Origin of the sequence: Bacillus sp. ILBB4 (assembly GCF_035064545.1) — a bacterium.
Classification (GTDB): Bacteria; Bacillota; Bacilli; order Bacillales; family Bacillaceae_H; genus Priestia.
Window position 1 is genome coordinate 196,356 of the sequence record NZ_JAIQVD010000001.1, and the last position, 25,896, is coordinate 222,251.

Annotated in this window: 28 protein-coding genes, 1 tRNA gene and 1 riboswitch; of the genes, 10 read left to right on the plus strand and 19 right to left on the minus strand. The window is 39.7% G+C overall.

The annotated features are described in order from the left end of the window. Positions 1 to 12: 12 nt before the first annotated feature. Both ggt and LAV82_RS01190 read right to left on the minus strand, forming a co-directional pair. A complete protein-coding gene (gene ggt / locus LAV82_RS01185) occupies positions 13 to 2,091 on the minus strand; it encodes a gamma-glutamyltransferase (protein WP_499715487.1) in 2,079 nt (692 codons plus the stop codon). Positions 2,092 to 2,500: 409 nt separating this feature from the next. Next, positions 2,501 to 2,998, minus strand: coding sequence for a tetratricopeptide repeat protein (locus LAV82_RS01190; protein ID WP_231101771.1), 498 nt, complete (start codon positions 2,996 to 2,998; stop codon positions 2,501 to 2,503). A gap of 174 nt (positions 2,999 to 3,172) precedes the next feature. On the opposite strand from LAV82_RS01190, the gene LAV82_RS01195 reads away from it, so the two are divergent. After that, positions 3,173 to 3,259: a YjcZ family sporulation protein gene (locus LAV82_RS01195; RefSeq protein ID WP_016765201.1), complete on the plus strand. Its 87-nt coding sequence runs from the start codon at positions 3,173 to 3,175 to the stop codon at positions 3,257 to 3,259. Between the two features lie 188 nt (positions 3,260 to 3,447). On the opposite strand, the gene LAV82_RS01200 is transcribed toward LAV82_RS01195, so the two are convergent. The 4 genes from LAV82_RS01200 to LAV82_RS01215 form a co-directional block, all read right to left on the minus strand. Beyond that, positions 3,448 to 3,528 carry a YjcZ family sporulation protein gene (locus LAV82_RS01200; RefSeq protein WP_082611769.1) on the minus strand — a complete coding sequence of 27 codons (81 nt, stop codon included), beginning with the start codon at positions 3,526 to 3,528 and terminating at the stop codon, positions 3,448 to 3,450. A 322-nt stretch (positions 3,529 to 3,850) separates the two neighbouring features. Continuing rightward, the gene (locus tag LAV82_RS01205; RefSeq protein ID WP_013058590.1) at positions 3,851 to 5,170 is read right to left on the minus strand and encodes a TrkH family potassium uptake protein; all 1,320 of its coding nucleotides are present in this window, start codon (positions 5,168 to 5,170) and stop codon (positions 3,851 to 3,853) included. Between the two features lie 3 nt (positions 5,171 to 5,173). Continuing rightward, positions 5,174 to 5,833 carry a potassium channel family protein gene (locus LAV82_RS01210; protein ID WP_013058591.1) on the minus strand — a complete coding sequence of 220 codons (660 nt, stop codon included), beginning with the start codon at positions 5,831 to 5,833 and terminating at the stop codon, positions 5,174 to 5,176. Between the two features lie 124 nt (positions 5,834 to 5,957). Continuing rightward, a riboswitch (cyclic di-AMP (ydaO/yuaA leader) is annotated at positions 5,958 to 6,102 on the minus strand. A 115-nt stretch (positions 6,103 to 6,217) separates the two neighbouring features. After that, positions 6,218 to 6,676: a carboxymuconolactone decarboxylase family protein gene (locus tag LAV82_RS01215; protein WP_013084575.1), complete on the minus strand. Its 459-nt coding sequence runs from the start codon at positions 6,674 to 6,676 to the stop codon at positions 6,218 to 6,220. Positions 6,677 to 6,796: 120 nt separating this feature from the next. Between LAV82_RS01215 and LAV82_RS01220 the strand changes: the two genes are divergently transcribed. Further along, positions 6,797 to 7,252, plus strand: coding sequence for an Lrp/AsnC family transcriptional regulator (locus LAV82_RS01220; protein ID WP_013058593.1), 456 nt, complete (start codon positions 6,797 to 6,799; stop codon positions 7,250 to 7,252). 7 nt (positions 7,253 to 7,259) lie between these two features. On the opposite strand, the gene LAV82_RS01225 is transcribed toward LAV82_RS01220, so the two are convergent. From LAV82_RS01225 to LAV82_RS01235, 3 genes are all read right to left on the minus strand, one after another. After that, positions 7,260 to 7,391, minus strand: a complete 132-nt coding sequence (locus LAV82_RS01225) for a hypothetical protein (protein ID WP_255255980.1) — start codon at positions 7,389 to 7,391, stop codon at positions 7,260 to 7,262. 309 nt (positions 7,392 to 7,700) lie between these two features. Then, positions 7,701 to 8,603 carry a peptidyl-prolyl cis-trans isomerase gene (locus LAV82_RS01230; RefSeq protein WP_499715489.1) on the minus strand — a complete coding sequence of 301 codons (903 nt, stop codon included), beginning with the start codon at positions 8,601 to 8,603 and terminating at the stop codon, positions 7,701 to 7,703. After that, complete coding sequence (locus LAV82_RS01235; RefSeq protein ID WP_499715490.1) at positions 8,600 to 9,874, minus strand: S1C family serine protease; 1,275 nt, start codon at positions 9,872 to 9,874, stop codon at positions 8,600 to 8,602. Before LAV82_RS01235 ends, LAV82_RS01230 begins: the two co-directional genes overlap by 4 nt. Positions 9,875 to 10,096: 222 nt before the next feature. On the opposite strand from LAV82_RS01235, the gene LAV82_RS01240 reads away from it, so the two are divergent. Together LAV82_RS01240 and LAV82_RS01245 are read left to right on the plus strand one after the other, a co-directional pair. Continuing rightward, a complete protein-coding gene (locus tag LAV82_RS01240; RefSeq protein ID WP_211077490.1) occupies positions 10,097 to 10,768 on the plus strand; it encodes a response regulator transcription factor in 672 nt (223 codons plus the stop codon). Next, positions 10,765 to 12,114 carry a sensor histidine kinase gene (locus tag LAV82_RS01245; protein WP_013058598.1) on the plus strand — a complete coding sequence of 450 codons (1,350 nt, stop codon included), beginning with the start codon at positions 10,765 to 10,767 and terminating at the stop codon, positions 12,112 to 12,114. The genes LAV82_RS01240 and LAV82_RS01245 overlap by 4 nt, the downstream gene beginning before the upstream one ends. 35 nt (positions 12,115 to 12,149) lie before the next feature. Here the strand turns inward: LAV82_RS01245 and cuyA are convergent, their stop codons facing one another. Continuing rightward, positions 12,150 to 13,142: a D-cysteate sulfo-lyase gene (gene cuyA / locus LAV82_RS01250; RefSeq protein ID WP_098547233.1), complete on the minus strand. Its 993-nt coding sequence runs from the start codon at positions 13,140 to 13,142 to the stop codon at positions 12,150 to 12,152. A 150-nt stretch (positions 13,143 to 13,292) separates the two neighbouring features. On the opposite strand from cuyA, the gene LAV82_RS01255 reads away from it, so the two are divergent. The 3 genes from LAV82_RS01255 (at position 13,293) to LAV82_RS01265 (ending at position 15,505) form a co-directional block, all read left to right on the plus strand. Then, positions 13,293 to 13,811: an acyl-CoA thioesterase gene (locus tag LAV82_RS01255; protein ID WP_013058600.1), complete on the plus strand. Its 519-nt coding sequence runs from the start codon at positions 13,293 to 13,295 to the stop codon at positions 13,809 to 13,811. A 75-nt stretch (positions 13,812 to 13,886) separates the two neighbouring features. Continuing rightward, complete coding sequence (locus LAV82_RS01260) at positions 13,887 to 14,567, plus strand: GntR family transcriptional regulator (protein ID WP_499715493.1); 681 nt, start codon at positions 13,887 to 13,889, stop codon at positions 14,565 to 14,567. Beyond that, positions 14,564 to 15,505 carry a DMT family transporter gene (locus LAV82_RS01265; RefSeq protein ID WP_029323811.1) on the plus strand — a complete coding sequence of 314 codons (942 nt, stop codon included), beginning with the start codon at positions 14,564 to 14,566 and terminating at the stop codon, positions 15,503 to 15,505. The genes LAV82_RS01260 and LAV82_RS01265 overlap by 4 nt, the downstream gene beginning before the upstream one ends. Positions 15,506 to 15,546: 41 nt before the next feature. Here the strand turns inward: LAV82_RS01265 and LAV82_RS01270 are convergent, their stop codons facing one another. The 3 genes from LAV82_RS01270 to LAV82_RS01280 all read right to left on the minus strand — a co-directional run bounded on the left by LAV82_RS01270 (position 15,547) and on the right by LAV82_RS01280 (position 18,200). Then, complete coding sequence (locus tag LAV82_RS01270) at positions 15,547 to 16,125, minus strand: suppressor of fused domain protein (RefSeq protein WP_013058603.1); 579 nt, start codon at positions 16,123 to 16,125, stop codon at positions 15,547 to 15,549. 224 nt (positions 16,126 to 16,349) lie between these two features. After that, on the minus strand, positions 16,350 to 17,450 hold the full coding sequence (locus tag LAV82_RS01275) for a M24 family metallopeptidase (RefSeq protein WP_013058604.1): 1,101 nt from the start codon (positions 17,448 to 17,450) through the stop codon (positions 16,350 to 16,352). A gap of 75 nt (positions 17,451 to 17,525) precedes the next feature. Next, on the minus strand, positions 17,526 to 18,200 hold the full coding sequence (locus tag LAV82_RS01280) for a hypothetical protein (protein ID WP_053487663.1): 675 nt from the start codon (positions 18,198 to 18,200) through the stop codon (positions 17,526 to 17,528). A gap of 312 nt (positions 18,201 to 18,512) precedes the next feature. Between LAV82_RS01280 and LAV82_RS01285 the strand changes: the two genes are divergently transcribed. Both LAV82_RS01285 and LAV82_RS01290 read left to right on the plus strand, forming a co-directional pair. Continuing rightward, positions 18,513 to 19,469: an LCP family protein gene (locus tag LAV82_RS01285; RefSeq protein WP_371388465.1), complete on the plus strand. Its 957-nt coding sequence runs from the start codon at positions 18,513 to 18,515 to the stop codon at positions 19,467 to 19,469. A 212-nt stretch (positions 19,470 to 19,681) separates the two neighbouring features. Next, the gene (locus LAV82_RS01290) at positions 19,682 to 20,047 is read left to right on the plus strand and encodes a cupin (RefSeq protein ID WP_499715495.1); all 366 of its coding nucleotides are present in this window, start codon (positions 19,682 to 19,684) and stop codon (positions 20,045 to 20,047) included. A gap of 27 nt (positions 20,048 to 20,074) precedes the next feature. On the opposite strand, the gene LAV82_RS01295 is transcribed toward LAV82_RS01290, so the two are convergent. From LAV82_RS01295 to LAV82_RS01320, 6 genes are all read right to left on the minus strand, one after another. After that, on the minus strand, positions 20,075 to 20,593 hold the full coding sequence (locus tag LAV82_RS01295) for an NAD(P)H-dependent oxidoreductase (RefSeq protein ID WP_013058609.1): 519 nt from the start codon (positions 20,591 to 20,593) through the stop codon (positions 20,075 to 20,077). A gap of 139 nt (positions 20,594 to 20,732) precedes the next feature. Then, positions 20,733 to 21,479, minus strand: a complete 747-nt coding sequence (locus LAV82_RS01300) for a YwaF family protein (RefSeq protein ID WP_499715497.1) — start codon at positions 21,477 to 21,479, stop codon at positions 20,733 to 20,735. A gap of 18 nt (positions 21,480 to 21,497) precedes the next feature. Next, positions 21,498 to 21,668: a hypothetical protein gene (locus LAV82_RS01305; protein ID WP_013058611.1), complete on the minus strand. Its 171-nt coding sequence runs from the start codon at positions 21,666 to 21,668 to the stop codon at positions 21,498 to 21,500. A 142-nt stretch (positions 21,669 to 21,810) separates the two neighbouring features. Beyond that, a complete protein-coding gene (locus LAV82_RS01310; RefSeq protein WP_499715499.1) occupies positions 21,811 to 23,334 on the minus strand; it encodes an ABC transporter permease/substrate-binding protein in 1,524 nt (507 codons plus the stop codon). Next, on the minus strand, positions 23,334 to 24,284 hold the full coding sequence (locus LAV82_RS01315; protein WP_013058613.1) for an ABC transporter ATP-binding protein: 951 nt from the start codon (positions 24,282 to 24,284) through the stop codon (positions 23,334 to 23,336). The genes LAV82_RS01310 and LAV82_RS01315 overlap by 1 nt, the downstream gene beginning before the upstream one ends. Positions 24,285 to 24,550: 266 nt before the next feature. Continuing rightward, positions 24,551 to 24,623, minus strand: a tRNA-Thr gene (locus LAV82_RS01320). A 210-nt stretch (positions 24,624 to 24,833) separates the two neighbouring features. Here LAV82_RS01320 and LAV82_RS01325 point away from each other — a divergent pair. After that, positions 24,834 to 25,886 (plus strand): Rieske 2Fe-2S domain-containing protein, encoded by a 1,053-nt coding sequence (locus LAV82_RS01325; RefSeq protein ID WP_211077482.1) that lies wholly within the window; start codon positions 24,834 to 24,836, stop codon positions 25,884 to 25,886. Positions 25,887 to 25,896 lie beyond the last annotated feature (10 nt).

The window sequence follows — 25,896 nt, forward strand, 5'->3', positions numbered from 1 at the left end:
CCAGTCTCTTTTTTAATTTGTAATAACGTCTCCGTCTTCATCATCGCCGGCATCGTCTTCACCAGGATCTTTTTCTAATGAGACCACTTTCTTTTCTTCGTCCCATTTCACTTTGTAGCCAAGGGATTTTGCTACTTTGATAACTGATAAATAAGAGTGATGGTTTGGTTTATATAGCTTTAAATCACTCGAATCAATGACGCCTAAGCCTAACAGTAGGCGATCGGACTGAACGTAAGGCTTTCCATCAATCAGCTTCACTTGCTTATCAGTAAATGGATAAACGGCACCGTTGACTTCAACTGTAAACTCTCCTTTTTTCTCTTCTTTAATTGGTTTTGGCTGTTTGGATACATATTTAATTGCGTCTACTCCTAATACCGTGCCTTGGCGCGTATTATCAGCGCCTCCGTACATTTTCCCTGTTTCATAGTCATAGATAACCGCTTGAACGTTTCCAATATGCTCAGGCTTTTCTTCAAGCGCATGTCCTTTAGCCATCATTTCAAGAATTGTATCTTGGCTAAAGCCAGGTTCCCATCTTACGGTTGGATAGCCGCCTGAATAAATACGAGGTGTTAAGATCGCTTTTTGAATCGGCATCTTATGGTCAATAACATTCATAATCGTTTCTGCTACAGACGCAATAATGGTTGGGCCTCCCGGTGAACCAATTGCCATGAACGGCTTTCCGTCTTTTAACAGCATCGTTGGAGACATACTGCTTCGAGGACGTTTTTTAGGCTCAACCTGATTCACGCCTCCCGGAGTGGCATCAAAATCCGTCATTTCATTGTTGAGCATAAATCCGTAGTCAGGAACCATAATTCCTGAACCAAAAACTTGTTCAATGGTAGTCGTGTAAGAAACCATGTTTCCCCATTTGTCTACAACAGAGAAATGAGTCGTTTGGCCGATTGGATTTTCTTCCTTTACTGTTGCTTTATTTGGATTTTCTTTTCCTTCATATTTCCAAGGGTCTCCTTCTTTGACATTAGGCGTTGCTTTGTTTGGATTAATTAATTTACGACGTTCTTTAATATAATCTTCATCTAACAGTCCTTTTTTCGGCACTTCGTAAAAGTCTTCATCTGCCATATACGCCGCGCGGTCCGCGAAAGCTAAGTGCATAGCTTCCGTTAAATGCTGCAAATACTGAGGCGTATTGGAACCCATTTTTTCCACATCATAACCTTCCATTAGCTTTAAAATCTGCTGCACGGTTAATCCGCCGGAGCTAGGAGGAGCCGCACTAACCACATCGTAGCCTCGGTAAGTTGTTTTGACCGGCTCACGTTCTTTTACAACGTAATTTTTCAAATCATCCATAGTCATGCTTCCATCGCGTTTTTGAACTTCTTTAACAAGCGCTTTTCCAATTTCTCCTTTATAAAGAGCGTCTGATCCTTCTTTTTGAATAAGCTTTAATGTTTTAGCAAGATCCGGCTGAACAAGCTTATCTCCTTCTTTTAACGGCTTGCCATTCGGCACGAATACACTACCGGCCGTTTGGTATCTTTCAAGCTTGTCCACATTTTCATCAATGTACTGAGCCATCGACCAATTTACTTTGATTCCTTGTTCTGCTTGAGTAATAGCTGGTTTAATAACATCTGATAAGTCCATTGTTCCATAACCTTTAAGGGCTGTTTCTACTCCTTTTAGCGTACCAGGAACTCCAACTGCTTTTCCTGTTATGTGACGCTTACTGAAAGGGATGACTTTTCCTTTTGAATCTAAAAACAGCTTAGGCGTGACATCAGCTGGTGCCATTTCACGGCTGTCTAGCATCGTAATTTTATCTTTCTTTTTTTCATAAATCATCATAAAGCCGCCGCCGCCGATACCTGACATCATCGGTTCCACAACGTTTAGAGATAATTGAATGGCAGCTGCCGCATCCACAGCGTTTCCGCCTTCAGCTAAAACTTTCCTTCCCGCTTCAGCAGCCAGCGGGTGAGATGCCGCTACAATTCCTTGTGTAGCACCTCGTTTCATTGAATGGTCGACACCCGGAACTTCAGCAGCAGCTGGTGTGACAACTAAACTTAAACTAAATAATGCAATAACCAACATCTTCATAACCTTCATCTGGGTCTCCTCCTTCAAATACATTATTTTACATCGTCTAAAACGATGGATTTCACAAAGAATAAATTGGTTTATTATGATATTTTTTACATATGTGTATAAATAAAAAGCAAAGTAAATCAGACCTTTGCTTTTTTAGTTAGTCGCATATTTAACTTTTCTCTCTATCCATCTACAATTATCTATATTTTCTAACAATTTATCCATAGGCTGATAGTTTCTTACTATTTTTGGAATTATGTAGACTGAACGCTCTAATAATGTAGAAAATCTAGCAGTTAAGAAGTCGTTGGACTTACATGCACTTCTTAAAATTTCTATAAATATTCTTATTGTTATATAAAAAGCAATTCTTTATGAAAATCAGCATATGTTTCCTGAAAACCAAAAATAAAACAGGACTTTTGATTCACCGTCCTGTTTGCAGCATGTTTTCGACTTTTTTAATATCCGCGTGAGTAGGATTGATTTCCCGGGCATAGGCGATTTGTTCTTTCGCTTTTTCCATTTCTTTTAATTGAATATAGGTTTTGGCGAGTTCGAGCGGCAGCATAATCCCTTCAAAACCAAGATCTTGCGCCCGCTGCAAATAAGACAGCGATTTTTCGTAATTCCCTCCAAACATAAGCGGAGTTTCCCGGTATTTTATTCCTCGAACGAAGTGCGCCAAGCTTGAAGATGGATTTAATGTTAATGCCTGATGAAGAGCTCGGTCCATTTCTAAATTCAATACCATTTTTTCAAAAATAATTGATTCTTCGATTTGCTTTGCTAAACAAACTGCTAAGTAACAGTACAAATCAGATGCTTGAGGTTTTTTCTTCATTTCTTGTTGAATTTCGCGTTTGATCTCTTTCCACTTACCCTCTTCTAGCTGATTCATGACGTATTCTACATGTATTCCCACCACTTTGCCCTCCTTTTCCTCTTTATCATAAAGGATTTCTGCACAAATGAAAAAAGTAAGTGTTCTTCATTTTTCTCAAAAGATCGTTACCGTTAAAAAATAGGCAAATTTCTTAATCACTTAACCCAATTAGTACATAGGATATAGAGAATTTTATTAAAGGAGGTTACACATATGGGCGCAAAAGGCGGTTTTGGTTTTTCATTTATCGTTGTTTTATTTATTTTATTAGTAATCGTAGGGTGTTCTTGCTACTATTAATTTCTAAAGAGGATGAACATCATTCATCCTCTTACGACAAAAAAACCATGCTTTCGCATGGCTACATACCGATTAGATAAATGAGTAGAGGAACTCATTGTTCGGCAATATTGAAGAAATTTTTGGTTTTCACTTCCGCCTAGTATGCCCTTCTTGAAAGGGGCTATGCGCAAATAAAGAACTAACATTTAAAAGCGAAAGCCAGACGCACCTACAATAACAAGTAAAACAAATAACACAACGATTAACGCAAAACTTTGTTTTCCCACGTATCATCCCTCACTTCCTGTTATCTGCTTTTAATGTATGCAACAGCTTGGCAAAATGTTTAGGACAGGGGTGCGGATTTTTATGAGAAAAACCTTCAAATTTCGCTAAAAAAGTGAATCATATTTTTGTTTCTTTCGTTATATATAGTAAGAGATTTTTCACTATAAAAAAGGGGGACCTTTAATGCGCCGACATTCCAAATTGCCCATTGTTCTTGTCTTTGCCTTCTTTTTATTCATCGCAACTGTTTTGTGCGTAACCTCTTATATGTCTTGAATATATAAATAACATAAAAAACCGCCTCCTTGGAGGCGATTTTTCTTACCCTAGCATAATATCTTCGTTTGGATATCGTACAGCTTCTCTCTTCTGTTTTGATAATGAAAATGCAAGCGTTAATGGCCCCACTTTTCCTAAAAACATGATAAAGATAATAATCACGCGTCCAAAGTACGAAAGTTCAGGAGTGGCTCCCATCGATAAACCTACTGTTCCAAACGCAGAAACAACTTCAAACATAATTTTTACAAACGGCAGGTTTTCCGAAATATTTAACAGGAAAATGGCCCCAAACACAAACATAATTGAAATCATCGTGATGGCTAGTGCCTTAAACACGTGAAGGGGAAGGAGCCTTCTCTTTAGGAGCACAATATCTTCCCTGCTTCGTAAAAATGCCCATACTGAAAAAATAATTACCACAAACGTTGTTAGTTTGATACCGCCTCCCGTTGACGCACTTCCTGCACCAATAAACATTAATAAAACCATTAAAAACACCGTTGCGTCATGCAGGTGAGCTAAATCAATCGTATTAAATCCAGCGGTTCTTGTCGTTACTGCTTGAAAATAAGACGCCCATGCTTTGTCCCCTAATGATAAATTTCCAAGCGTATGTGAATTGCCGTACTCTAAGAAAAAAATAAAAAGCATTGCAGTCACGTTAATCGCAAACGTGCTGATAATCATAATTTTTGAATGCAGCGTTAGTTTTTTGTACGATTTTTTCACCCACATATCAGCAAGGACGGTAAACCCTAACCCGCCAATAATGAACAGAAAAGAAATTGTTATGTTAATAATAGGGTCTCCTACATACTGAACTAAGTTATCAGACAGCAGTCCAAACCCTGCGTTATTAAAAGCAGAAATCGAATGAAACAAGCTAAAGAACAATCCCTTAGACCATCCGAATTCCGGAACCCAGCGTATTGCTAAGAAGATAAGTGCAACAAACTCAATTAAAAATGAAAAGATAAACAGCCTTTTAACTAGCAGGACAACTCCGCCGGCGCTCGTCTGATTTAAGGCCTGCTGAACGAGCATACGCTCTTTAAATCCAATTTTTTTACCTAGCATCATAAAAATCAATACGGCAAATGACATAATGCCAAGACCGCCTATTTGAATTAACAGCATAATGATCGTTTGACCGATGACGGTAAAACGTGTACCTGTATCTACGACGGCTAAGCCGGTCACTGTCATAGCGGAAGTAGATGTAAAAAGGGCATCTACCCACCGGATTGGCTCAGTAGTAGAAAAAGGCATCATCAATAGAAAAGCACCAATAATAATTCCTCCTCCAAAAATAGAGACAAGCAGCTGCGGAGGGGTGAGTTTAATGATTTGTTTTTTCATGAGTTAAACTCCTTCTTCTTCAAAACGGTTCAAATCGCGATTATGTCCGATAACAATCAGCATATCTCCTTGTTCAATTATTTCATGTGCGGTAGGCGAAATAACCATTTCCCCGTCTTTTCGCTGAAAGCCGATAATATTGCAGCCGTACTTGGCACGAATGTTTAAATCAAACAGCGTTTTATTATGAAGTTTCTTAGAGGCGACAATCTCGACAATACTATAATCCTTTGACAGTTCAATGTAATCAATGATTTTTTCTGACACCACGTGATGAGCAATACGCTTAGCGATATCGCGCTCTGGATGAATAACTTTGTCCGCTCCTATTTTTTCGAGCACTTTTTGATGATACATATTCACTGCTTTTACCCATACTTGCTTAACGCCCATATCTTTTAAAAGCATGGTTGCGAGTACGCTTGCTTCGATATCATCTCCAAACGAAATAAGCGCATGATCAACATTGCGGATACCTAGCCCCTTTAAGCTAGCTTCATCAATCGCGTTTGCTTGCACAACATATGTAGCTGAGTTGCTAAATTTATTTACTACCTCCTGATTGCGGTCAATAGCGAGCACATCCACATCCAGATTAGCAAACTCTTCAACCAAACTGCCTCCAAAACGACCTAATCCCAATACAGCAAACTGTTTTTTCATAATGTATTTATTCCTTTCTTCAACTGCTGTGTGTTCTCTTAGCTTATACTTTTTCTAAAAAATTACATCCTTTTCTTAAAAAAAGCGCAAAAAAACACAGGAAGGCTCCTGTGTTTTTCCACACTCTTCCCCCTCAAAACGCTTGCGAAGTTAGCTGTCGGGTTCGGGTTTTAAGAGTAACCCTACCTTTTTAAGGATTCACCCCGGAGCACAATATGTGCGTAAATAATGGGTCCTCCGCTCCGTAATGGATTAAGCGATTTTTATTCAAATGTCTATGATCTATTTTTTAGAATAATCGATTCGATTCATGATGCGTTTCACTTCACGAAAGCTATCTTACTCCTGTGGATTTTGTCTGTCAAGATATTTTCAGGGAAGATCTCACTTGCCCTGCAAGCTGCAAAAATCATATAAATCTAGACTGACAATCATTTTGTGAAATTGATCAAATAAATTAATAACAGCCAAAAGCTCTAACAGCTGCGTATCACTGTAAAATTTCTTTAATTGATTCATATCAGCATCCGTCAACTCCCTTGGACGCACCCGGTATACATCAATAAATCGAAACAGTAAGCGATCTTTTTCTTCCAGCTCTTTTTCTCTTAACACTTTTTGATTAAGCGTCTCATCGCCTACATATGACATGCTCATACACGTCTCACAGCCGTTAACACCTGCTAGATAAAGCCTAATTTTTTCCTTAGTCTCTTTTTCTACTATATCGCTGTTCCAAAGCGTGTCGTAAAGCTCATCATACAATCTTTTTACATGCGGAATTAAATTCAATGCTTTTTCAAAATTTGTTCCCTCTTCGTTTGCTAACAAAACTCTTGCCATTTTTTACTCACTCCTTTTTAATTATTATAGTAAGAAAAATGGAAATTTTAGATTACATATAAAACATCTTATCTACTATTACTAATCAAATGAAACGTTAATGAGAAAGAAGGTTTTCAATTGAAAATTGACGAAATTGATTTATCGATTTTGCAGGCGCTGCAGCAAAACAGCCGCCTTTCCTTACGAGAGCTAGGAAAACAAATTAACCTGTCTCCTCCTTCGGTGGCAGAGCGAGTAAGGCAGCTAGAGAGCTTTGGCGTTATAAAAGGATATACGATCGATATTGATTATGAAAAGCTGCATTTGCCCGTGTCGTGTTTTATTGAAGTAACCATGAAAAACGGAGAGCACGAGCGTTTTAAACGATTTATTTCTCAGTATCCCTACGCTTTATTCTGTGAACGCATCGCCGGGCAAGCCTGCTTTATTACAAAGCTTCAGCTTCCTCACCTGCACGTACTCGAACAATTTATTAACGAAATTACACCTTATGCCAAAACGATTTCACACATCGCCCTTTCTCACGTGGAGATGGCTCCTGCATTATTGAGTCATTTAAAAGATGAAAAGTGATTGAAACCTAACGAAAGCGGTCCAATCTAAAAGCGAACAATGGGATCAATAAGCTCGTATGAATCACTTTTGACACCGCTGTTGATTTCCGTGCCAGGCTTCGCTTTCCGCAGGAGTCTTCGCCTTGCCCTCCAATCAACAGCTAGAACCAAATAAATAGATTAAACATACGTTCACCATACTAACGAAAAAATCCGAACGATTCATCGTTCGGATCTTCTTTCCATTAAACTACTTTTGTCCCAGCCTCTTTTATTCGTCCAACAGCATAAAAAATAACCCTCCAAAGCTGGAGGGTATAAATTTTCCGAATAATGAAAGTTTTACTACTTCATTTTATCAGGTGCCGACATTTCTGTCTACTTAAAAAGGTAAAAGAGCTCTCTATTAATAGAAAGCTCTTTTACCTGCTTGTTTTTTGAAAACAATCAATCTATATAAAAGGGAACTACCTAAGGTTGAAAGTCACGTGAAACCTTGGCAGTTGATCCTGGATATACCGGTTGATATGATTCAAAACAAGTTCTTTCATCATTTCTTCTTTGACTTCTGATTCCGTTTTTTTATCTTTTTGTTTTAAAATAAGAATATAATAGACTTTACCCATTTTAATGGGCTCACTACTCTCTCCGATGTGCTGTTTTTTTAAAACATCTATAAAAGAGGGAGATAAACTTGAAAGCTTTAGATTATCAGCATTCTCTATTTTGCTCACTGTCTGGACATCAGCATATTTTTTTTGAACGTCCTGAAGCGATGTTCCCTTTTGCAGTTCAGCCGCAGCGGCAGCGGCATCATGTAAAGTGGAAAAAGCCAGCTGCGTAAAAGATACGCGCGTTAGATCGTTTTCAATACGTTTATAGTAAGCAGTTAGTTCATCAGACGTAATTTGTTTACGAAAATATTCTTCTAATTTAAACTGATTCGTTAGCTGGTTGGTTACATCACTGGAACGAATATTTAACACTTCATAACCTTGTTTTCTTGTATCCTCGTCATATGAGCGTTTAATTTGCTTCCACATATCCTCGACTTGTTTTTGTACTTTATCGCTTGTCTTTAGATGCGAAATTAAGATTTTTCGCATAACAAACTGCCGCAATAACTCTTTGCGGTAGCTCGTATCATTTAGCGGAGCATCTGGATTTAAGAACCCTTCAACGGCTAAAAAACGGTTGAATTCAGCTCCTGTCACCTTGCCTCCCTCATACGCTGCCAGTTCTTTGGTAGAAGATAGCTGACTAATTTCTACAGAAGGAAACATCGTGTTTGAATGCTTCCCTTCGCAGCCGGTTAAAAATCCTAACGCTGTTAATACTGCTAGCAGCAGCTTTAACGGTGTTGAACTCATCCATTGTTATCCTGCTGCTCTGAAAGCTTCAGAGAAATAGTTTGTTTTTTTCCATTTCGATACACTTCTAATTTTACCATGTCTCCTACTTTACGTTTTGTGTATAGATATTGACGTAAATCACTGGATGTTTTGACTTCATTTCCATCGATGGCAACAATCACGTCTTTTGATTGTAAACCTGCATCAGAAGCAGAAGAGAATGGTTCAACCGTCGTTACGACAACTCCTTCAGACGTATCGCTGGTTAGGCCTAGCTGGTTTTGTTTTGTTGCAGCTGAAAGCTGACCTACATCTTGAAGACCTACCCCCATATATGGACGCGTTATTTTTCCGTTTTTCATCAGCTGTTCAATCGTCGGCTGCACTTCATCACTTGGAAGAGCAAAGCCTATGCCTTCTACATTGTCTTCTGAAATTTTCATACTGTTGATACCGACTACTTCACCGGAAGAATTGATCAAGGCACCGCCGCTGTTTCCTGGATTAATCGCCGCATCCGTTTGAATTGCATCTACGTTCCAATTTTCTGAAATAGGGACAGAGCGTTTTGCTGCGCTCACGATACCTTGTGTGACCGTACGAGAAAATTGTTCACCAAGAGGATTTCCGATTGCAAGCACCGTTTCACCCGCTACTAAATCCGATGATTTCCCGAACTTCGCCACTTGTTCAACATTTTTGTCAGACATCTCAAGCACCGCTAAATCCGTTAGCGCATCAGCTCCGACAATCTTAGCTTTTTCTTTTTGTCCGTTTGAAAGTGATACTTCTACTTCGCTTGCGCCGTCAATAACGTGGTTATTGGTCACAACATATGCTTTTCCATTTTCTTTTTTGAAAATAACACCGGAACCCGTTCCTGCTTCTTGCGTTTGGGTATCTCCAGAAAATGGATTTGTTTGCTGTTGAATATTGTTCACGCCTACAACAGCAGCTGATACTTTATTTACAACTGAAACAAGATCTGACTGATTCACGGTTGTGCTTACTGTTCGAGGCGTGGTGCTCGTTGTTGTTGCGGTTTGAGTCTGCGTTGTTTGATTCGCTGTTTGCGTATCAGCTGAATCTATTAACCCCAGCTGCGGAGCACCGTATAGCACAATTCCTCCCCCTAGCACTGCTCCGGCGATAGAAGATGCAATCACTGGAAATAAGCGTCTTCTTGGAGGCTGTGATGATGACGCAGGCTGATACTGATCATAGCGCTGCTGGCGGTTTTCATATTCTTCTTTTCGTTCTTGCTCTCTTTCATAATCACGTGGATCCATGAAAAACACTCCTTTTAACGTAGCAAATTTTATGTTATCTATACTATAAAATAAAAGTTTGGGATAAGTATCAAAACAATGTGTGAAATTGTGAAAAATTTCTTTATAACAGTAAACACGTAGTATAATAGCGGGTACATAGACCTTTAAAGAAACGCGCATATATGGCGTAATATGCTTTATTTACCTTAATTTTCATATATTCAGAGGAAGGTGTCAAATTTGAGCTTTACACTATATTTAGTAGAGGATGAACAAAATTTAAACGAAGTTTTAACCCTTTACCTTCAAAAAGAAGGCTGGGACGTTCGCTCATTTTTTAACGGCACGGACGCCAAAGAAATGATTGCAACTCCTCCGCATCTGTGGATTTTAGATATTATGCTGCCTGACATTGACGGGTATCAGCTCATTCGCGAAATCAAGCAGCAAACGCCACATGTGCCTGTTATTTTCATCTCAGCCCGCGATGCCGATATTGACCGGGTTCTTGGGCTTGAAATGGGCAGCGACGACTATTTATCAAAGCCTTTTTTGCCTCGTGAACTAGTTATTCGAGCAAACAAACTGCTAAACCGCGTATATGGTTCCAATCAAAAGAAAACCGATACCATTACGCTGACTCCTTATGAAATCGATTTACATACCCGTACGGTCAGTGAAAATGGAAAGCACATTGATTTAACGTCTAAAGAATTTGATTTTCTTGTCACTATCTCAAAAGACCTTGGACAGGCTTTTTCACGGGAGCAGCTGCTGAATCTCATTTGGGGAGAAGATTATTTCGGCACAGACCGAGTGGTGGATGATTTAGTAAGGCGCGTGCGTAAAAAAATGCCGCAAGCACGAATTGAAACGATTTACGGATACGGATACCGGATGATGAAAGCATGAAAAACAAGTCGCTTGCATTTCAAATTTGGCTCGTCATCTCCGGTATTTTACTGCTTATTTCAATTTTGCTCGCTATTTTATTCCCAACGACGCTCAGGCAGTTCTTCACGAATGAAATTTATACCACTATTGAAAATGAACAGCATATTTTAAAAGAATACGGCTTGCCAAGCCGCTCAGGTGAATACTACTTTAGCAATGAAGACAGTGAACCAACACTTGGCAATCGAACCGTGGATCATATTTTATTGCCTGAACATGCGGATATCTCTTATTTTTCATCACGGGTGTTGCCTCAAGACTTTTTGAGAAAAGCACAGGAAGATGCAATCAGTCAGCGAAAAATCGTCGCTCGCTATGAAAAAGATCTCGGCAACCGGACGCTTTTTTATGTAATTCGAAAAGTAAGCGTAAACGGACAGCCTGCTTTTTTGCTTTCATTTTCGTGGGATACGTATCGCAACGCGCTCACTTCTACTCTGTTTAAACAGCTGCTTTTTGTAATTTCCATTGTATTTCTATTCAGCTGGCTTCCATCTATTTGGCTATCAAGATATTTAAGCAAGCCGCTTGTATCGCTTGAAAAAGATGTAAAAAAAATTGCTGAACAAAATTGGCATGAGCCCGTTACAGTCAACCGTTCCGATGAAATTGGCAAGCTAGGCGCCTCGATCGAGCAAATGCGCAAAAGGCTCGTATCTAAAGATGAAGCACAGCAAACGCTGCTTCAAAATATTTCACATGATTTAAAAACACCGGTTATGGTTATTCAAAGCTACGCTCAGTCGATTCAAGACGGCATTTATCCAAAAGGTGATTTATCTCAAACGGTAAAAGTTATTGAAGATGAATCTAAAAATCTTGAGAAAAAAATCCGCGATTTGCTTTACTTAACCAAGCTTGACTATATGTCCACTCATCAGCTTGCACAAGATGACTTTGATTTTACTGCACTTCTTCATGAAGTAGTGGATCGCTTGCGGTGGAGGCGCCCTGAAATACAGTGGGAATTTGACGACGCAAACGCAACAATTAAAGGAGACAAAGAGCTATGGACAAAAGTTCTTGAAAATGTACTCGACAATCAGCTGCGCTATGCCGAGACGAAGGTTTCACTTTCACTTGCTAAACACCAAACGAACGTTCAATGTACAATCAGCAACGATGGTCCGCCGATTGATCAAAGCGTGCTTCAACACTTGTTTGAACCGTTTAAAAAAGGAGCAAACGGTGAATTCGGTATTGGCTTAAGCATTGTAAAGCGTATTGTTACGATGCACGATGGAGCAATTACGGCTGAAAATACAGACACCGGAGTAACGTTTTCACTTACTATTCCTATATAAACTAAAAAAGCAAGGGAGTCGAATCCCTTGCTTTTTTATGAAAAAAATGATGTATAGGCATAAAGAGCCGGTGAACCGCCTGAGTGGACGAACACCACATTTTCATCCTTATTAAAATAACCTTTTCGAATTAAATCAATTAGACCAGCCATTGCTTTTCCTGTATACACAGGATCCAATAAAATCCCTTCCGTACTGGCCACAAGTTTGACTGCTTCCACCATCTCTTCTGTCGGAACAGCATACCCTGGACCTACGTATTCATCCATACACACAATCTCTTCTTTTTTAAAAGGCGTTTTACTATGTAAATGATCATAAAGTTCACTCGTCAGCTTAGCAACTTTTACTTCTTGCTCTTCTTTAGCACGACTGACATTCATTCCAATAACAGATACGTCACTTTGAAGACCTTGAAAGCCTGCCACTAATCCTGCGTGCATGCCTCCGCTGCCGCTTGTGCAAACCACATGGCTAAGCTTTATTTGCTGCTCATAGCTTTGCATAAGCAGCTCTTGTGCACAGGCAGCGTATCCGGTTGCACCGATAACATTCGAACCTCCTACTGGAATTAAATAAGGCTTATGACCTTTTTCAATTAGCTCTCGCTCTACTGTTTTCATTTCCGCTGTTAAATCAGAACCTTCAGCGACAAACCGCATGTCATGAGCGCCTAATAAATGATAAAGAAAATAGTTTCCTGTCGGCTGATCGCTTGCTTTATTTTCCCCTTCTTCCAGTACGAGCACGCATTTCATTTGCTCTTTTACAGCCGCAGCGAGCGTCAAACGACAGTGATTGGATTGTATCGCACCGCACGTTACAAGCACGTCTGCTCCTTGCGCCTTTGCATCAGCTACTAAATATTCAAGCTTGCGCGTCTTATTTCCGCCCCCTGTCAGTCCAAGCATATCATCGCGCTTCATATAAATTGAAGGTCCATTTAACTGCTGAGATAAAACCGATAGCTTTTCTAAAGGTGTAGGGGAATCCGTATATTTTCTTCTAGAAAATTGAGTTAAGTTCATGCTCTCATCCTCTCTTTCATATTTGTTCTATTTTACCATATAGAAGCTTTTGAAGAGCTTTTTACGAAAAGGCTTTCTATAACTTGTATACATAAGAACAAGTAGTCAACATACATTAAACCATATAAACAGTTTGAAGGAGTGTTTTCAATGAGTGAAAAAGCAGTACTTTGCAGCGTCTCACGAGTAGTCAAATCACAGCACATTTTTCCAAATGACCTAAACAATCACCACACCCTTTTTGGGGGGAAAATTGTCGCTGACATGGACATGACGGCTTCTCTTTCAGCAGCTAAACATTCCCGAAAGTCGTGTGTTACGGCTTCCATTGATCACGTTGACTTTATCGAACCCGTCACCGAAGAAGATTTTATTTCATATGAAGCATTCGTTGTTGTTACAGGAAAAAGCTCTATGATTATTTTTGTTAAAGTGATTGCCGAAAATTTGTTAACGGGCATTAAGCGTATTGCAGCTACTTCTTTTCTTACCTTTGTTGCATTAGAAAACGGGAAACCTGCCCCCGTTCCTCAAGTTATTGCTCAAACTGAAGAAGAAAAAAGTCTTCAAAAAGTAGCTCTTGAACGAAAAGAGTCCAAAAAAACGCAGGTTGAGCACAGCAAAGCGATTGCGAGCATTTTATCTAAATCTTTGCGCAGCAGTAATTAAGCTCTTCATCTAAAAAGCAGCTGTCTGCTTTTTAGACGAAGTTTTTTTAGTTTTCACATTGTTATTTAATGTAATATGCGATATATTGGTTTTATGAAAAATAACATTCAACCTCTCAAACGACTTTCTTTAAGAGAAGAAGTCTATCAAACACTTAAACATAATATTGTCATGCTTGAATTTCAGCCGGAACAAAAGCTTCAGGATAAAGAACTGGCTGAGCAATTTGGAGTTAGCCGCACTCCTGTTCGAGAAGCATTAAAAAGACTTGAAGATGAAGGCCTTGTCCAAACGACACCTGGCTCTTCTACAAAAGTGGCTCCATTAAACCTTGAGGAGGCAAAACAATCTTTTATTGTCGTCGCAGCTCTTCATGCACTTGCTGCTAAGCTGGCTTGTACTTCGTTACAAGAAGAAGATACGGGCGAACTAATCAAACACAATCAATATCTAGAACATGCAATCAAAACAAGAAATGTCCTTAAAGCGATTGAAGCGGATGAAGCATTTCATTCCGTCTTTTTAAAACGGGCGAACAATATAGAGCTAGAGCGTGTTGTAAAACAAACAAGCGCCAAAATTCAGCGTTTAGAAATAGCTCGCTTTTCTTCTCTTTCTAGTCTTGCTTCCGTTGATCAGCACAAAGAAATCATAAACGCTTGTCGTCAAAAAGATGCCGCACTGACAACGCAGCTTGTCGAAACGAACTGGCTGACGCTAGGTGAAGCGCTGACAAGTGAGGAGGAATCCAAGTGAAGCCTCTTTTATTAGGCATTGCTGCATCATTCTTTTTTGCTTTTACATTCGTTTTAAATCGAGCGATGGATTTATCCGGAGGCAGCTGGGCGTGGAGCGCGTCGCTGCGCTATTTTTTTATGGTACCTCTTTTGCTTGTGCTCGTTTATTTTTGGGGTGGTATTAAACCTGTGGTGGCAGAAATAAAAGCCCAGCCGCAAAAATGGCTGCTTTGGAGCACGGTTGGATTTGGCTTATTTTACGCTCCTCTTTGTTTTGCTTCAGCCTACGGTCCCGGCTGGCTTATTGCAGGAACTTGGCAAATCACAATTTTATCGGGGTCTCTCCTAGCTCCTTTGTTTTACAAAGAAGGAAAGAAGCGAGGAGGCATTCCTTTCAAGCAGCTAGGTTTTTCGTTTATTATTTTAATAGGAGTTGTGCTCATGCAGCTTGAGCATGCGACTGAACTGTCGGCCGCTACTGCCTTGCTTTGTACCATTCCCATTTTGATTGCCTCTTTTGCGTACCCGCTTGGCAACCGTAAAATGATGGAGGTGTCGTCACTTAATACGTTTCAGCGCGTGCTTGGAATGACGCTTTCAAGCCTGCCGTTTTGGATTATTCTTTCTGTCTATGCCTACGTGACCGATGGACTACCAAAAACAACCCAGATTTATCAAAGCAGTTTAGTTGCTTTACTTTCAGGAGTATGTGCAACAGTTTTATTTTTTGCAGCAACCGACCTTGTAAAAAAAGATTCTCAAAAGTTAGGTGCAGTTGAAGCTACACAATCGATGGAAGTTTTATTTGCACTGCTAGGAGAGGTCTTCCTTCTATCAAGTCCTTTGCCATCGATTCTTTCTTGGGTTGGAATGGGAGTTATCATAGCAGGCATGGTGCTTCACAGCTACCAAACGAGTCATAAAAAAGCTATACCGCAAAAAGAATTGACCTACTAATCAATAACAAAAAAGAGCGTCTCAGTCGGCGCTCTTTTTGTTTATACAACAGATCTTCTTTCTAAATTGAAGACATTCACCTGCTCAGCATCAAAGCGGCTTAGCAACGAATCTACCCCGTACTCAAGTGCAAAAGCACGTTCATTTTCTGAAATCGGAACGGCCTGCAGGAACGCTACTTTTTTATCAGATAGTTCAATCGTTGAAAAATTATCCCATAAAAACGGCGGAATCAGCAAAATGTGCTGCATATGAAAGCTGTCATCAAGGACTGCAATAACGTCTTTATAAATAGCTCCTGGGAAGATGGACACATGAGATTTCATCATATGGAAAATACAGTTTGCTAAAATAGCAGAATAAATACCGAATTCCTCATGACAAGCCCCAACGATTTCAATTCGAAGCGGGATCCCTCCAACTGTATAGCCTGTCGGACATTGATGTCCACCGAGCGTTGCATACGCGGTTACGTCTTGACGCGGATGGTTTTCACACGCCACAACGTGAATACCATGCTTTTTTCTTTCATCTGAATAATCTTCAATTCGATCCTTTTGACCAAATACATCTATTGCTTTATGTATAATTAATTCTTCATCTTTTGTAAAATTACTCATAAAAAACCTCCTTGCTTGCGACCTTAAAAAGCTCCCTACTGTACAGCATATACTACTGTACTCGCTTACGATATAGTTTTTAGAAAATGTGATAGAAATGTTATCGTTTCGTAACATACTATGAAATTGTACCAAGAAGCAAACAAGAAACCTTAACCAATTTTTTTCTTTTCCCATAAAAAATAGAGCCTGCACCATGGCAGCCTCTATTTTTTATGACATTATTATGAAATAATTTGTAATTCTTTTGGGTACTTCGTTAACGTTTCGTATCCATCTTTTGTAATGATTACATCATCTTCGATACGCACGCCTCCGAGTCCTGGAATATAGATACCCGGTTCAATTGTATATACCATGCCTTCTTGAAGCACATCATCATTGTTGCGGCTCATTGAAGGAAACTCATGCACGCTGATGCCAAGACCATGACCAAGACGATGCAAGAAATACTCTCCATACCCTGCTTCTGTAATAATATTGCGTGCTACCATGTCCAAGTCGCCAATGCGAGTGCCGGGCTTGGAAGCTTCAAGAGCTGCCTGCTCGGCGCGCTGTACCGTTTCATAGATTTCTTTTTGCTTATCATTAATGGACTTGTAAGCGACTGTACGCGTAATATCTGAACAGTATCCGTCTAGCACTACACCTAAATCGAACAGAACCATATCTCCTGGCTTTAACGTGCGAAGACCTGGGTTCCCGTGCGCTTCTCCCGTTTTTTCACCAAATAAAACCATCGTTGAAAACGACATCTCACGAATTCCTTTTCGCTTTAGCTCGTATTCAATTTTAGCCAGAACATCCATTTCCGTAACGCCTTCTTTTAAAGCAGCTACGCCTACTTCTACACCAAAATCAGCTAAGGCAGCTGCCTTTTGCAGAATCTCAACTTCACGCTCATCTTTAATTAAACGCAGCTGATTTAACTTCTCTTCTGCTCCGACTAGCTCAGCGTTTGGATATAGGCTAAGCAGTTCTTCGGCTCTCGCATACAGCAGCTGCTCTTTCTCTACAGCAACCTTTTTCACATCTATTACGTTTCGTTTATGTAAAGCTTCTTTAATAAGTTCCCAAGGGTTTTGATGGTCTTCATATCCAATCACATCAAACTTCCAGCCGGCTTCTTTTGCTTGTCCCACTTCCATTGATGGACAAACAAGCATCGGCTCCGCTTCGGTAAACACAAATAAGCCAAGCAAACGCTCATGCGGATCCGTGTGAAATCCAGTTAAATAAAATACATTTTCGGTTGACGAAATAAAGGCCGTTTCTACATTCTTTTCTTCTAGCCACGATACGACTTTTTGTAAACGTGCTTCCATTTAAAAAACCCCTTTCATTGTACAATATTACTATTATAACATAGTTATTTAGCAATATTGTACAATGAATAGAGGTTAAGACAAAGCCGCGTGAAGAGTAGTAAGCTGCTCTTTAATCGCTTTTCGCTGAATACTTACTTTCATCAGCCAGCCATTTTCTCCGTATCTATAAATAAATTCGTACGTACCTTTAGGAAAATATTCTTTTACCAGCATGTCTCGGTTTTCAACAAATCCGGGATCGCCAATAAAATAGGTACCTTCTTCAAGCGGAAGCTCATGAACTTTTTTTTCTAGCTGCTTCTCTTCGTCTTCGTCATCATCTATCACAATGTGCAGACCGCCTTCATCACGCACAACATCAAATTCACCGTTTTGTTCAAGCTCAAGCACCGGCACCACCTGTCCATTTACCGTTAACAGCTGCTTCGTTCCTTCAAGGACCTGGGACCAGTGATCATCGTATAAAGTAGAAGAATAAAAAATATAGCCCTGAGATTTATATAATAAAAGCAGTTGTTCAAAATGATTTTTTACTTGTTCTTTATCAAACAGAATAACAAAATGCTTTCGATAGAAAAAACTTGTAAAAGGCAGAATAGACGATTGATTAAGCTCTTTAATTATTTCAGCACTATCTTTACCTGAAATAATAGCTCCGGTCAATTCCCCCGCGCCATAAGGTTTCCAATGACTTAACGCCGCTTCTGGAATCAGCACAAGGTTCGAAGATGACACATATATACTCATTCGCTTCACTCCTTTTTTCTACATTTAGACCTATATTTGATTCTCCACAAACAGAGACTTTCCTCTTATTCCATTCTTAAAAGACAGAACTTTTTCCCTAACTATGATAGATTATAACAAATATCCTCGAAAAAAATAACCTTTATTTCCTCTTTCTTCTATTTGTACACTTCTCTTATTTTAGCTGTCTTCACAGATTTACTAGTGAACGTACTTGCTAATCTAATTCCTTAGTGTTAATTTTATTATGTCGTTTTATAATTTTTTGCATAATTGATTTCAAACAAAAAAGTATTAATATTTTTGAATGCGATGGTGAGACATTTGGAAGAACGTACAGAACGTAAACAACATAAAAGAAAAAAGCAAAGAAAAAAGAAACGCTTTAGAAAGCTACTTCTTTTCTTTCTCATTCTTGTAATCGCCGCTGGTGCGTATGTGTATTATCAATACCAACAAGGGTTAGCAGAAGCAGACGGAGCTTTTGGGAAAGATGGACAATTTGATTTTAATGGTGCAAGTGCCAATTTAGATAGCATGAATGTGCTGCTTCTTGGAATTGACTCTCGAGGTGAAGAACATTCGCGTGCCGATACAATCATGATTGCTCATTATGACAAAGACAGCAATCAGCCTAAAATTGTTTCTTTGATGCGTGATTCATATGTGGATATTCCCGGACATGGCAAAAACAAATTAAATTCAGCCTATGCATTTGGCGGTCCCGAATTAATGCGTAAGACAATTAAAGAAAATTTCGGCATAGATGTAAACTATTATGCCGTTGTTGATTTTAAAGGTTTTTCTAAAGTTGCCGATACGATTGCCCCTGAGGGAATTACGGTTACCGTGCCGCACGAAATGTCATCAGGAATTGGCATGACGCTAAAACCTGGAAAACAAACTCTTCACGGAGATAAATTACTAGGATACGTGCGATTCCGACATGATAGCCAAAGTGATTTCGGGCGCGTGAAGCGTCAACAAGAAGTGATCGGTAAATTAATGGATGAAGCTCTTCAAGTAAAGACGCTGGCGAAAGCTCCTAAGCTATGGGGAGTCATTGATCCATATGTGGATACAAATATTCCGCCAAAAACATTTATTGTGATAGGAAAAGATTTTTTAGTTGGAAATCAGCCAGATTTAAAATCTCTTCGTTTACCGGTTGAAGGTTCCTATTCAAACGAACGAATATCCGGTATTGGTGCTGTTTTAAGCATCGACCTTGAAGAAAACAAACAAGCGTTACAATCATTTTTAAATTAGGAAAAGGTGTCCATTAGCGGACACCTTTTTTATACTATTCAAAAAAACTTCTGTTTTTCCTCCCTATCCTTCAAAAAATTTTCAGCTTCGACAAAAAATGAAGCCATTTTCCTAGAAACAGCCGTTTCTTTGGAGTTCTATTTTTGCTGTTACATGCGTATATGAAAGGAGAAGGACTTCTTTTTATATTTTTTAGCCAAGGAGATGAAATGATGAAATTATATGGTTTTCAAGCTGAAGAAGAGCGTTCCTTTCTTCATTCTACCTATAAAGTAAACCCATTACTTTCTCATACTGGAGATGTCAAAATCAGCTTTTTATCTTTTCAAGAAAATGATTATACCCCTCGTCAAGAAGCTACGATTCCACAGCTTCTTTTAGTCGTTCACGGGGAAGGCTGGGTAGCTGGCGATAACGAACTGAAAATTTATATCAAACAAGGTGAATCAGCATTTTGGAGAGCCGGGGAATCTTTTGAAGTCGGGAGTCTAACGGCTATGACAGGACTACTAATTGAAGGATTAGATATCGCTCCTCAAAAGCTGCTTACTTCTTTCTCACGAACAAACGCAAATTAAAAAGCCGCTGTGACGCGGCTTTTTTTATTATCTTAGTAATCGAGCGTAGCTTTCTGCACTATCTTGAATAACTTTGTCACTCAGATCACCGCCTGCTCCTTGAAATAAAAATGGAGTTTGAAACTTCATACCTGTTAAATTTGCCATAGCTTGAAAAGGAAGAAGCAGATGATTCATTGGGTAACGGTTGTATCCCCCTTCTTGATAAGCTTCTGCAGGGCCCCCTGTCGAAGTAGCTACGACAAACTCTTTTCCCTGAAGTTTAGTACCTTTGCTTCCATAAGCCCAGCCGTATGTTAAGACAACATCTTGCCACTCTTTTAAGAGTGCTGGTGAGCTGTACCAGTAAAATGGAAATTGAAAAACAATACGATCGAATTGAACAGCTAACTCCTGCTCTTTTTCTACATCAATTTTGAAATCGGGATAGTTTGCGTATAAATCATGAACGTACACATTCTCTTCTTTTTTTACTCGCTCTGCCCACGCTTTATTAATACGAGAAGATGCTAAGCTTGGATGCGCTAAAATAACCAGTGTTTTCATTTTGATACTCTCCTTCTGATATTTGTGCTTGCTTTATTCTTTTCTATTTTTATGCTTGCCTCTAACGGCTTGTTCTTTCATTCTTTCCTTTTCCTTCAGAAAATCTGAGTTAGTTTACACTTATAAACTACCAGTATTATCATTCTGCTTCAATAAAATTGACTTTGTTTTTATCACCTTTAATTTTTTTATGTACCCAAAACGGCAGATAAAGGACAAGAAAGCTAAGAATCATGATTCCTTCAATCCATACTAAATACCAAGGATGAGGTCCAAGAACATCCAGTAAGGAAGCGTGCTCTGGCTTTTTCATCATATATAAATAATTCGCCCCGAGTAAACGATTCATAGCATAGATAAAACCTCCGTACAGATTAACAGATACTACGCTTACCCATAAAGAACGAAACGTCGGCTCATATCTGCAGACAGCAATTAGCATACAGCAAGCAAGTACCACACCGCCATGCGATACATAAAACTGCACATAGCGAAACTGGGCATACGCATAGCCGCCAAGGTCCGGGGTAATCATCGCTTGAACAGAGCTGCTGATTCCTGCGAAGTACACAAAATAAAAAAGAAGCCTGCTTTTGGTTATCAGTATAACAGCAGCCAGCAGCACGACTATATCGCTGAGCTGAAGAGGCAAGGAAGTTTCAGCGGACCACTGATGGCAGCTGATTTCCAAAGCCTGGTAGGCTGTTTCTGAAGCAATTAGAATCAGTGAAAGCAAAATGAACACAAACATCTTTTTTCGCAGCTGCTTTCGACACAAAAAAATAAATGCTCCTATGATCACGATAATAGCTAAAGTTACAAGATGTTCAACTGAAAAAAGCTGAAAGGAATGTTGTACAGGATGACACGTAAAAAATGAATTCATAAAAGCGCCTCCCTTCCATCAGAAAACAAATTCGGTACCTTTAGCTTGTTCATAAGGCCTCATTTTCATTAATGCTTCTCCCGCATTAAAAAGAGATTGAGACATAACGAAATCACGCCAATCTAAAGACGGACGAATGGAGTAAATAATCAAGTATGGATCACTTCTTGCACCGCAGTTGATTTCCATGCAAGGCTTCGCTTTCCGCGGGAGTCTTCGCGTTGCCCTCCAATCAACTGCTAGAAGCAACTAAAATAAAAAGATCCGAACGATTCATCGTTCGGATCTTCTTTCAACTAACATACTGTTGTCCTAGCTTTTTTCTTCGTTTTTACTCCTTAATTAATCCTTTTTTCACTAAGAATTGATGAGCAACTTCTTCAGCCGTTTTTCCTTTCGCATTTACTTGATAGTTCATTTCACGCATTTCGTCATCACTGATTTTACCGCCCAGTTGATTTAAGATTTTTTTCAGTTCAGGGTGCTCTTTTAGCGTATCTTCACGAAGCACAGGCGCTCCTTGATACGGAGGGAAGAGCTGCTGATCGTCTTTTAAGACTTTCAAACCAAACTGTTTGATTTCAGGGTCCGTTGCGTAAGCATCAAGCATGTTAATATCGCCTTTTTCTACAGCGCGATAGCGAAGCTTCGGCTCCATCGTTTTAATATTCGGGAAGGTAAGGCCATATTCTTTTTGAATGCCTACATAGCCGTCTTCACGATCTTTAAACTCAAGCGTAAATCCTGCTTTTACTTTATTTGTTGCATTTGCCAAATCTGAAATAGTGGTTAGATTATTTTCTTTGGCAAATTCCTTTGCTACGGTCAATGTGTACGTATTATTAAACTTCATTGGATCTAAATAGACAAGGCCGAATTTCTTCTGAAATCCTTCTTTTGCCTGCTTGTACACCTCTGTTTCATCTTTGCTGTCCGGCTGTTCCTTTAAATGCGTCACAATAGCTGTACCCGTATATTCAGGGTACAAATCAATTTCCTTGTTACGCAGAGCCTCAAATACAAATACCGTTTTCCCAAGCGACGAACGAAGATTTACTTTCATATCAGTTTGATCTTCAATTAATTCTTTGTACATATTAATTAAAATATCTTGTTCTGCACCAATTTTCCCTCCGATAACAAGGTCTGGTTTTGTTGCGCTCATCGCTGCAAACGGAGAAACAAGAATGAGTATTAATACGATGATCATAATAAACGAGCGTTTTTTGGACCCTTTTTTAGCTGAGTGTTCAATCGTTCGCAGAATTCCATCAAAAATAAGCGCTAATAATGCTGCTGGAATGGCTCCTAATAAAATCAAACTATTATCACTTCGGTCAATACCAAGCAAAATTAAGCTTCCGAGTCCGCCCGCTCCGATAAGAGCCACGATTGTCGCTGTACCAATAATGAGTACCATTGCTGTACGAATTCCGGCCATAATGACAGGAAGTGCTAGAGGAAGTTCTACTTTGATTAATCGTCTCCACGAGTTCATCCCCATGGCTTTGGATGCTTCAATTAAAGATGGGTCCACTTCTTTAATTCCGGTATATGTATTTCGTACAATAGGAAGAAGCGAATATAAAAACAGTGCAATAACCGCGGGAAAGGTTCCAATTCCGACAAGAGGAATCAGTAATCCTAATAAAGCGAGTGAAGGAATGGTTTGCAGTACGGCTGTTAAGCCAATGATCGGTTCAGCAATGCGGTCATGCCTCGTTAAGTACAGTCCGAGCGGCACTGAAATTAATACGGCGATAACAAGAGCCAGTACGGAAATTTGAATGTGTTCAAGAAGAGCTTGAAACAGTGCATCTCCTCGTTGATCTAATAATGTGCTTAATGCATTCATTACAGCGTTCCTCCTTCTTTCGTTTTATCAGAAAGAAACGCTAATAGGTTTTTGCGCGTTACAACGCCAATGCGTTTGCTCCCTTTTTTCACGGCTATTGCTTCATGGTCGTAAAGGGCGTCCATTGCCTGCTGAACAGTGGCGGTTGAAGCTAGCTCTTCAGTAGGTTCTACGTCTGGCTGTTCACTTTCTTTGACAAACATATCCAATGTCTCAAATAAAGCATTGCCTTGATTTCCAATAAATGTTTTTACAAATTCATTTTTAGGCTTTTGAATGAATTCCTCCGGGGTTCCAACTTGAACAATTTCCCCATCTTTCATCAGGCAGATACGATCTCCAAGCGTCATCGCTTCGCTCATATCATGCGTAACAAACACAAATGTTTTTTTGATTTTTTCTTTTAAGCTAATAATATCTTGCTGAAGCTGTTCGCGGCTTAACGGATCGAGGGCACTAAAGGGTTCGTCCATTAAAATAACGGGGGGATCGGCTGCGAGGGCACGTGCTACACCTACACGTTGCTGCTGGCCACCTGAGAGCTCAGACGGCTTTCGATTTCTATATTGCTTTGGGTCTAGTCCTACCAAGGTAAGCAGTTCATCAATGCGCGTTTTGATTTTGTTTTTCTTCCAATGCTTCATCTCGGGTACAATGGCTATATTTTCAGCAATGGTCATATGAGGAAAAAGAGCAATCTGCTGCAGGACATAGCCAATGTTCCAGCGTAACTTATGTATGTTGTGGGCCGATACGAGCTTATCTTTTATGTATAGTTCTCCTTCGGTAATATCATGAAGACGGTTAATCATTTTTAAGGTGGTTGTCTTCCCACACCCACTCGGACCAATTAAAACGAAAAACTCCCCTTCTTTAATTTCTAGATTAATATTTTTCACGGCGGTCGTACCGTCTGGATATTGCTTTGACACATTCTTAAACGTAATCAAATTATCGTTCACACTCCCTGTTGAAATTTAACCCCTAGTTTCGTGTACCCAATACTTAGAGGCAATAAACATTCTTTTAAGAATATTTCTAAATATGATTCATAAGACATAGTGGAAAAGATACACATGTTTTCTCACAGCCTCCTGATAAGGCTATCAAATTGTCAAAGTTTTCACAAGGCGGGGAAGAATAATTCGGAAAAGAATTTTAAAGTCAACACAAATAAAAAAACCTTCTTTCAACAAGAAAGAAGGTTTTTTTAGTATGCTAGCGACAGGGATCGAACCTGCGACCTCTTGCTTACCATGCAAGTGCTCTACCTACTGAGCTACACCAGCGTCTTGGAAAATTATATCACGTTTAAATTTATTTAGGAAGCGCTTTTTTAAATTTTTTTATTGGTATATTCTCTAATTTGCGTCTTCTGAAATTTGCACTTTCTACAAAGTTCCATATTTTATGTTAGAACTTCTTACATAAATTGTGTGAATTTTCTTTTTTTATATTACCCTTAGTAAAAGAGCTTACAAAAGAAGGGAAGAAAATAGATGGAACAACAACCAACCATGACCAAATCAAAAACGGCAACTCCCTACCCAAGAGACTGCACGTTCAGCCTGGAAGATTGGACGACGCTCGCCAAGTATTGGTACCCGGTCGCACGCTGCAGTGATGTAACAGAGAAACCAACGTCCGTAAAACTACTAGATGTAAATCTAGTTCTATACCGCACGACAAACAAAGTAGTAGCGGCTCGTGATTTATGCGTTCACCGAGGCACCCCGCTTAGCATGGGCTGGGTCGAAGATGATGAAATTGTCTGTCCTTACCACGGCTTCCGCTATGCAACGGACGGCGCATGCACGTCGATTCCAGCTCACCCTGATGCCAACATTTCTCCCCGCCTGTGTATGGCCGTCTATCCAGTTATTGAACGATTTGGATTAGTATGGACTTCCCTGACAGGAGAACAAGATAACCTGCCTTACTTCGATGCTTGGGAGGACCCTGATTTTCAGCAAATTGTTTGTCCGAGCTTTGATATCATGGGTTCGGCCGGTCGTCAAATGGAAGGCTTTTTAGACGTAGCTCATTTTGCTTGGGTGCACACGGACACATTTGGTGATCGAAACAACGCCTTTGTGCCTAAATATAAAGTAAGCGATACAGACTATGGGCTTCATGTAGAATATACCAGCACCGTGAGCAATTATTCCAAAGAACAGCAGCATTTAAATCCACCTGATTTTAAATGGCTTCGCGTCTTTGATGTTTATCCGCCGTTTACAGCTACGCTAAAAGTATACTTCCCAGAAGGCGCAGAGCTGTGGATTATGAATGCAGTCTCTCCTATTTCAGCCCGCGAAACACGTTTATTCGCACCAATCGCTCGAAACTTTGACAAAGATTCGAGCGTTGAAGGTGTGTATGACTTTAACCTTCGCGTCTTTGACGAAGACCGTGAAATGGTTGAAAACCAAAAACCTGAAGACTTGCCTTTAGACCTGCAGATGGAAGCGCATATTATGGCTGATCAAACGTCCATCGGCTACCGGAAATTATTAAAGAAAATGGGCTTAAGCTTTAGATATACAAGCTAAAAGAAATCCC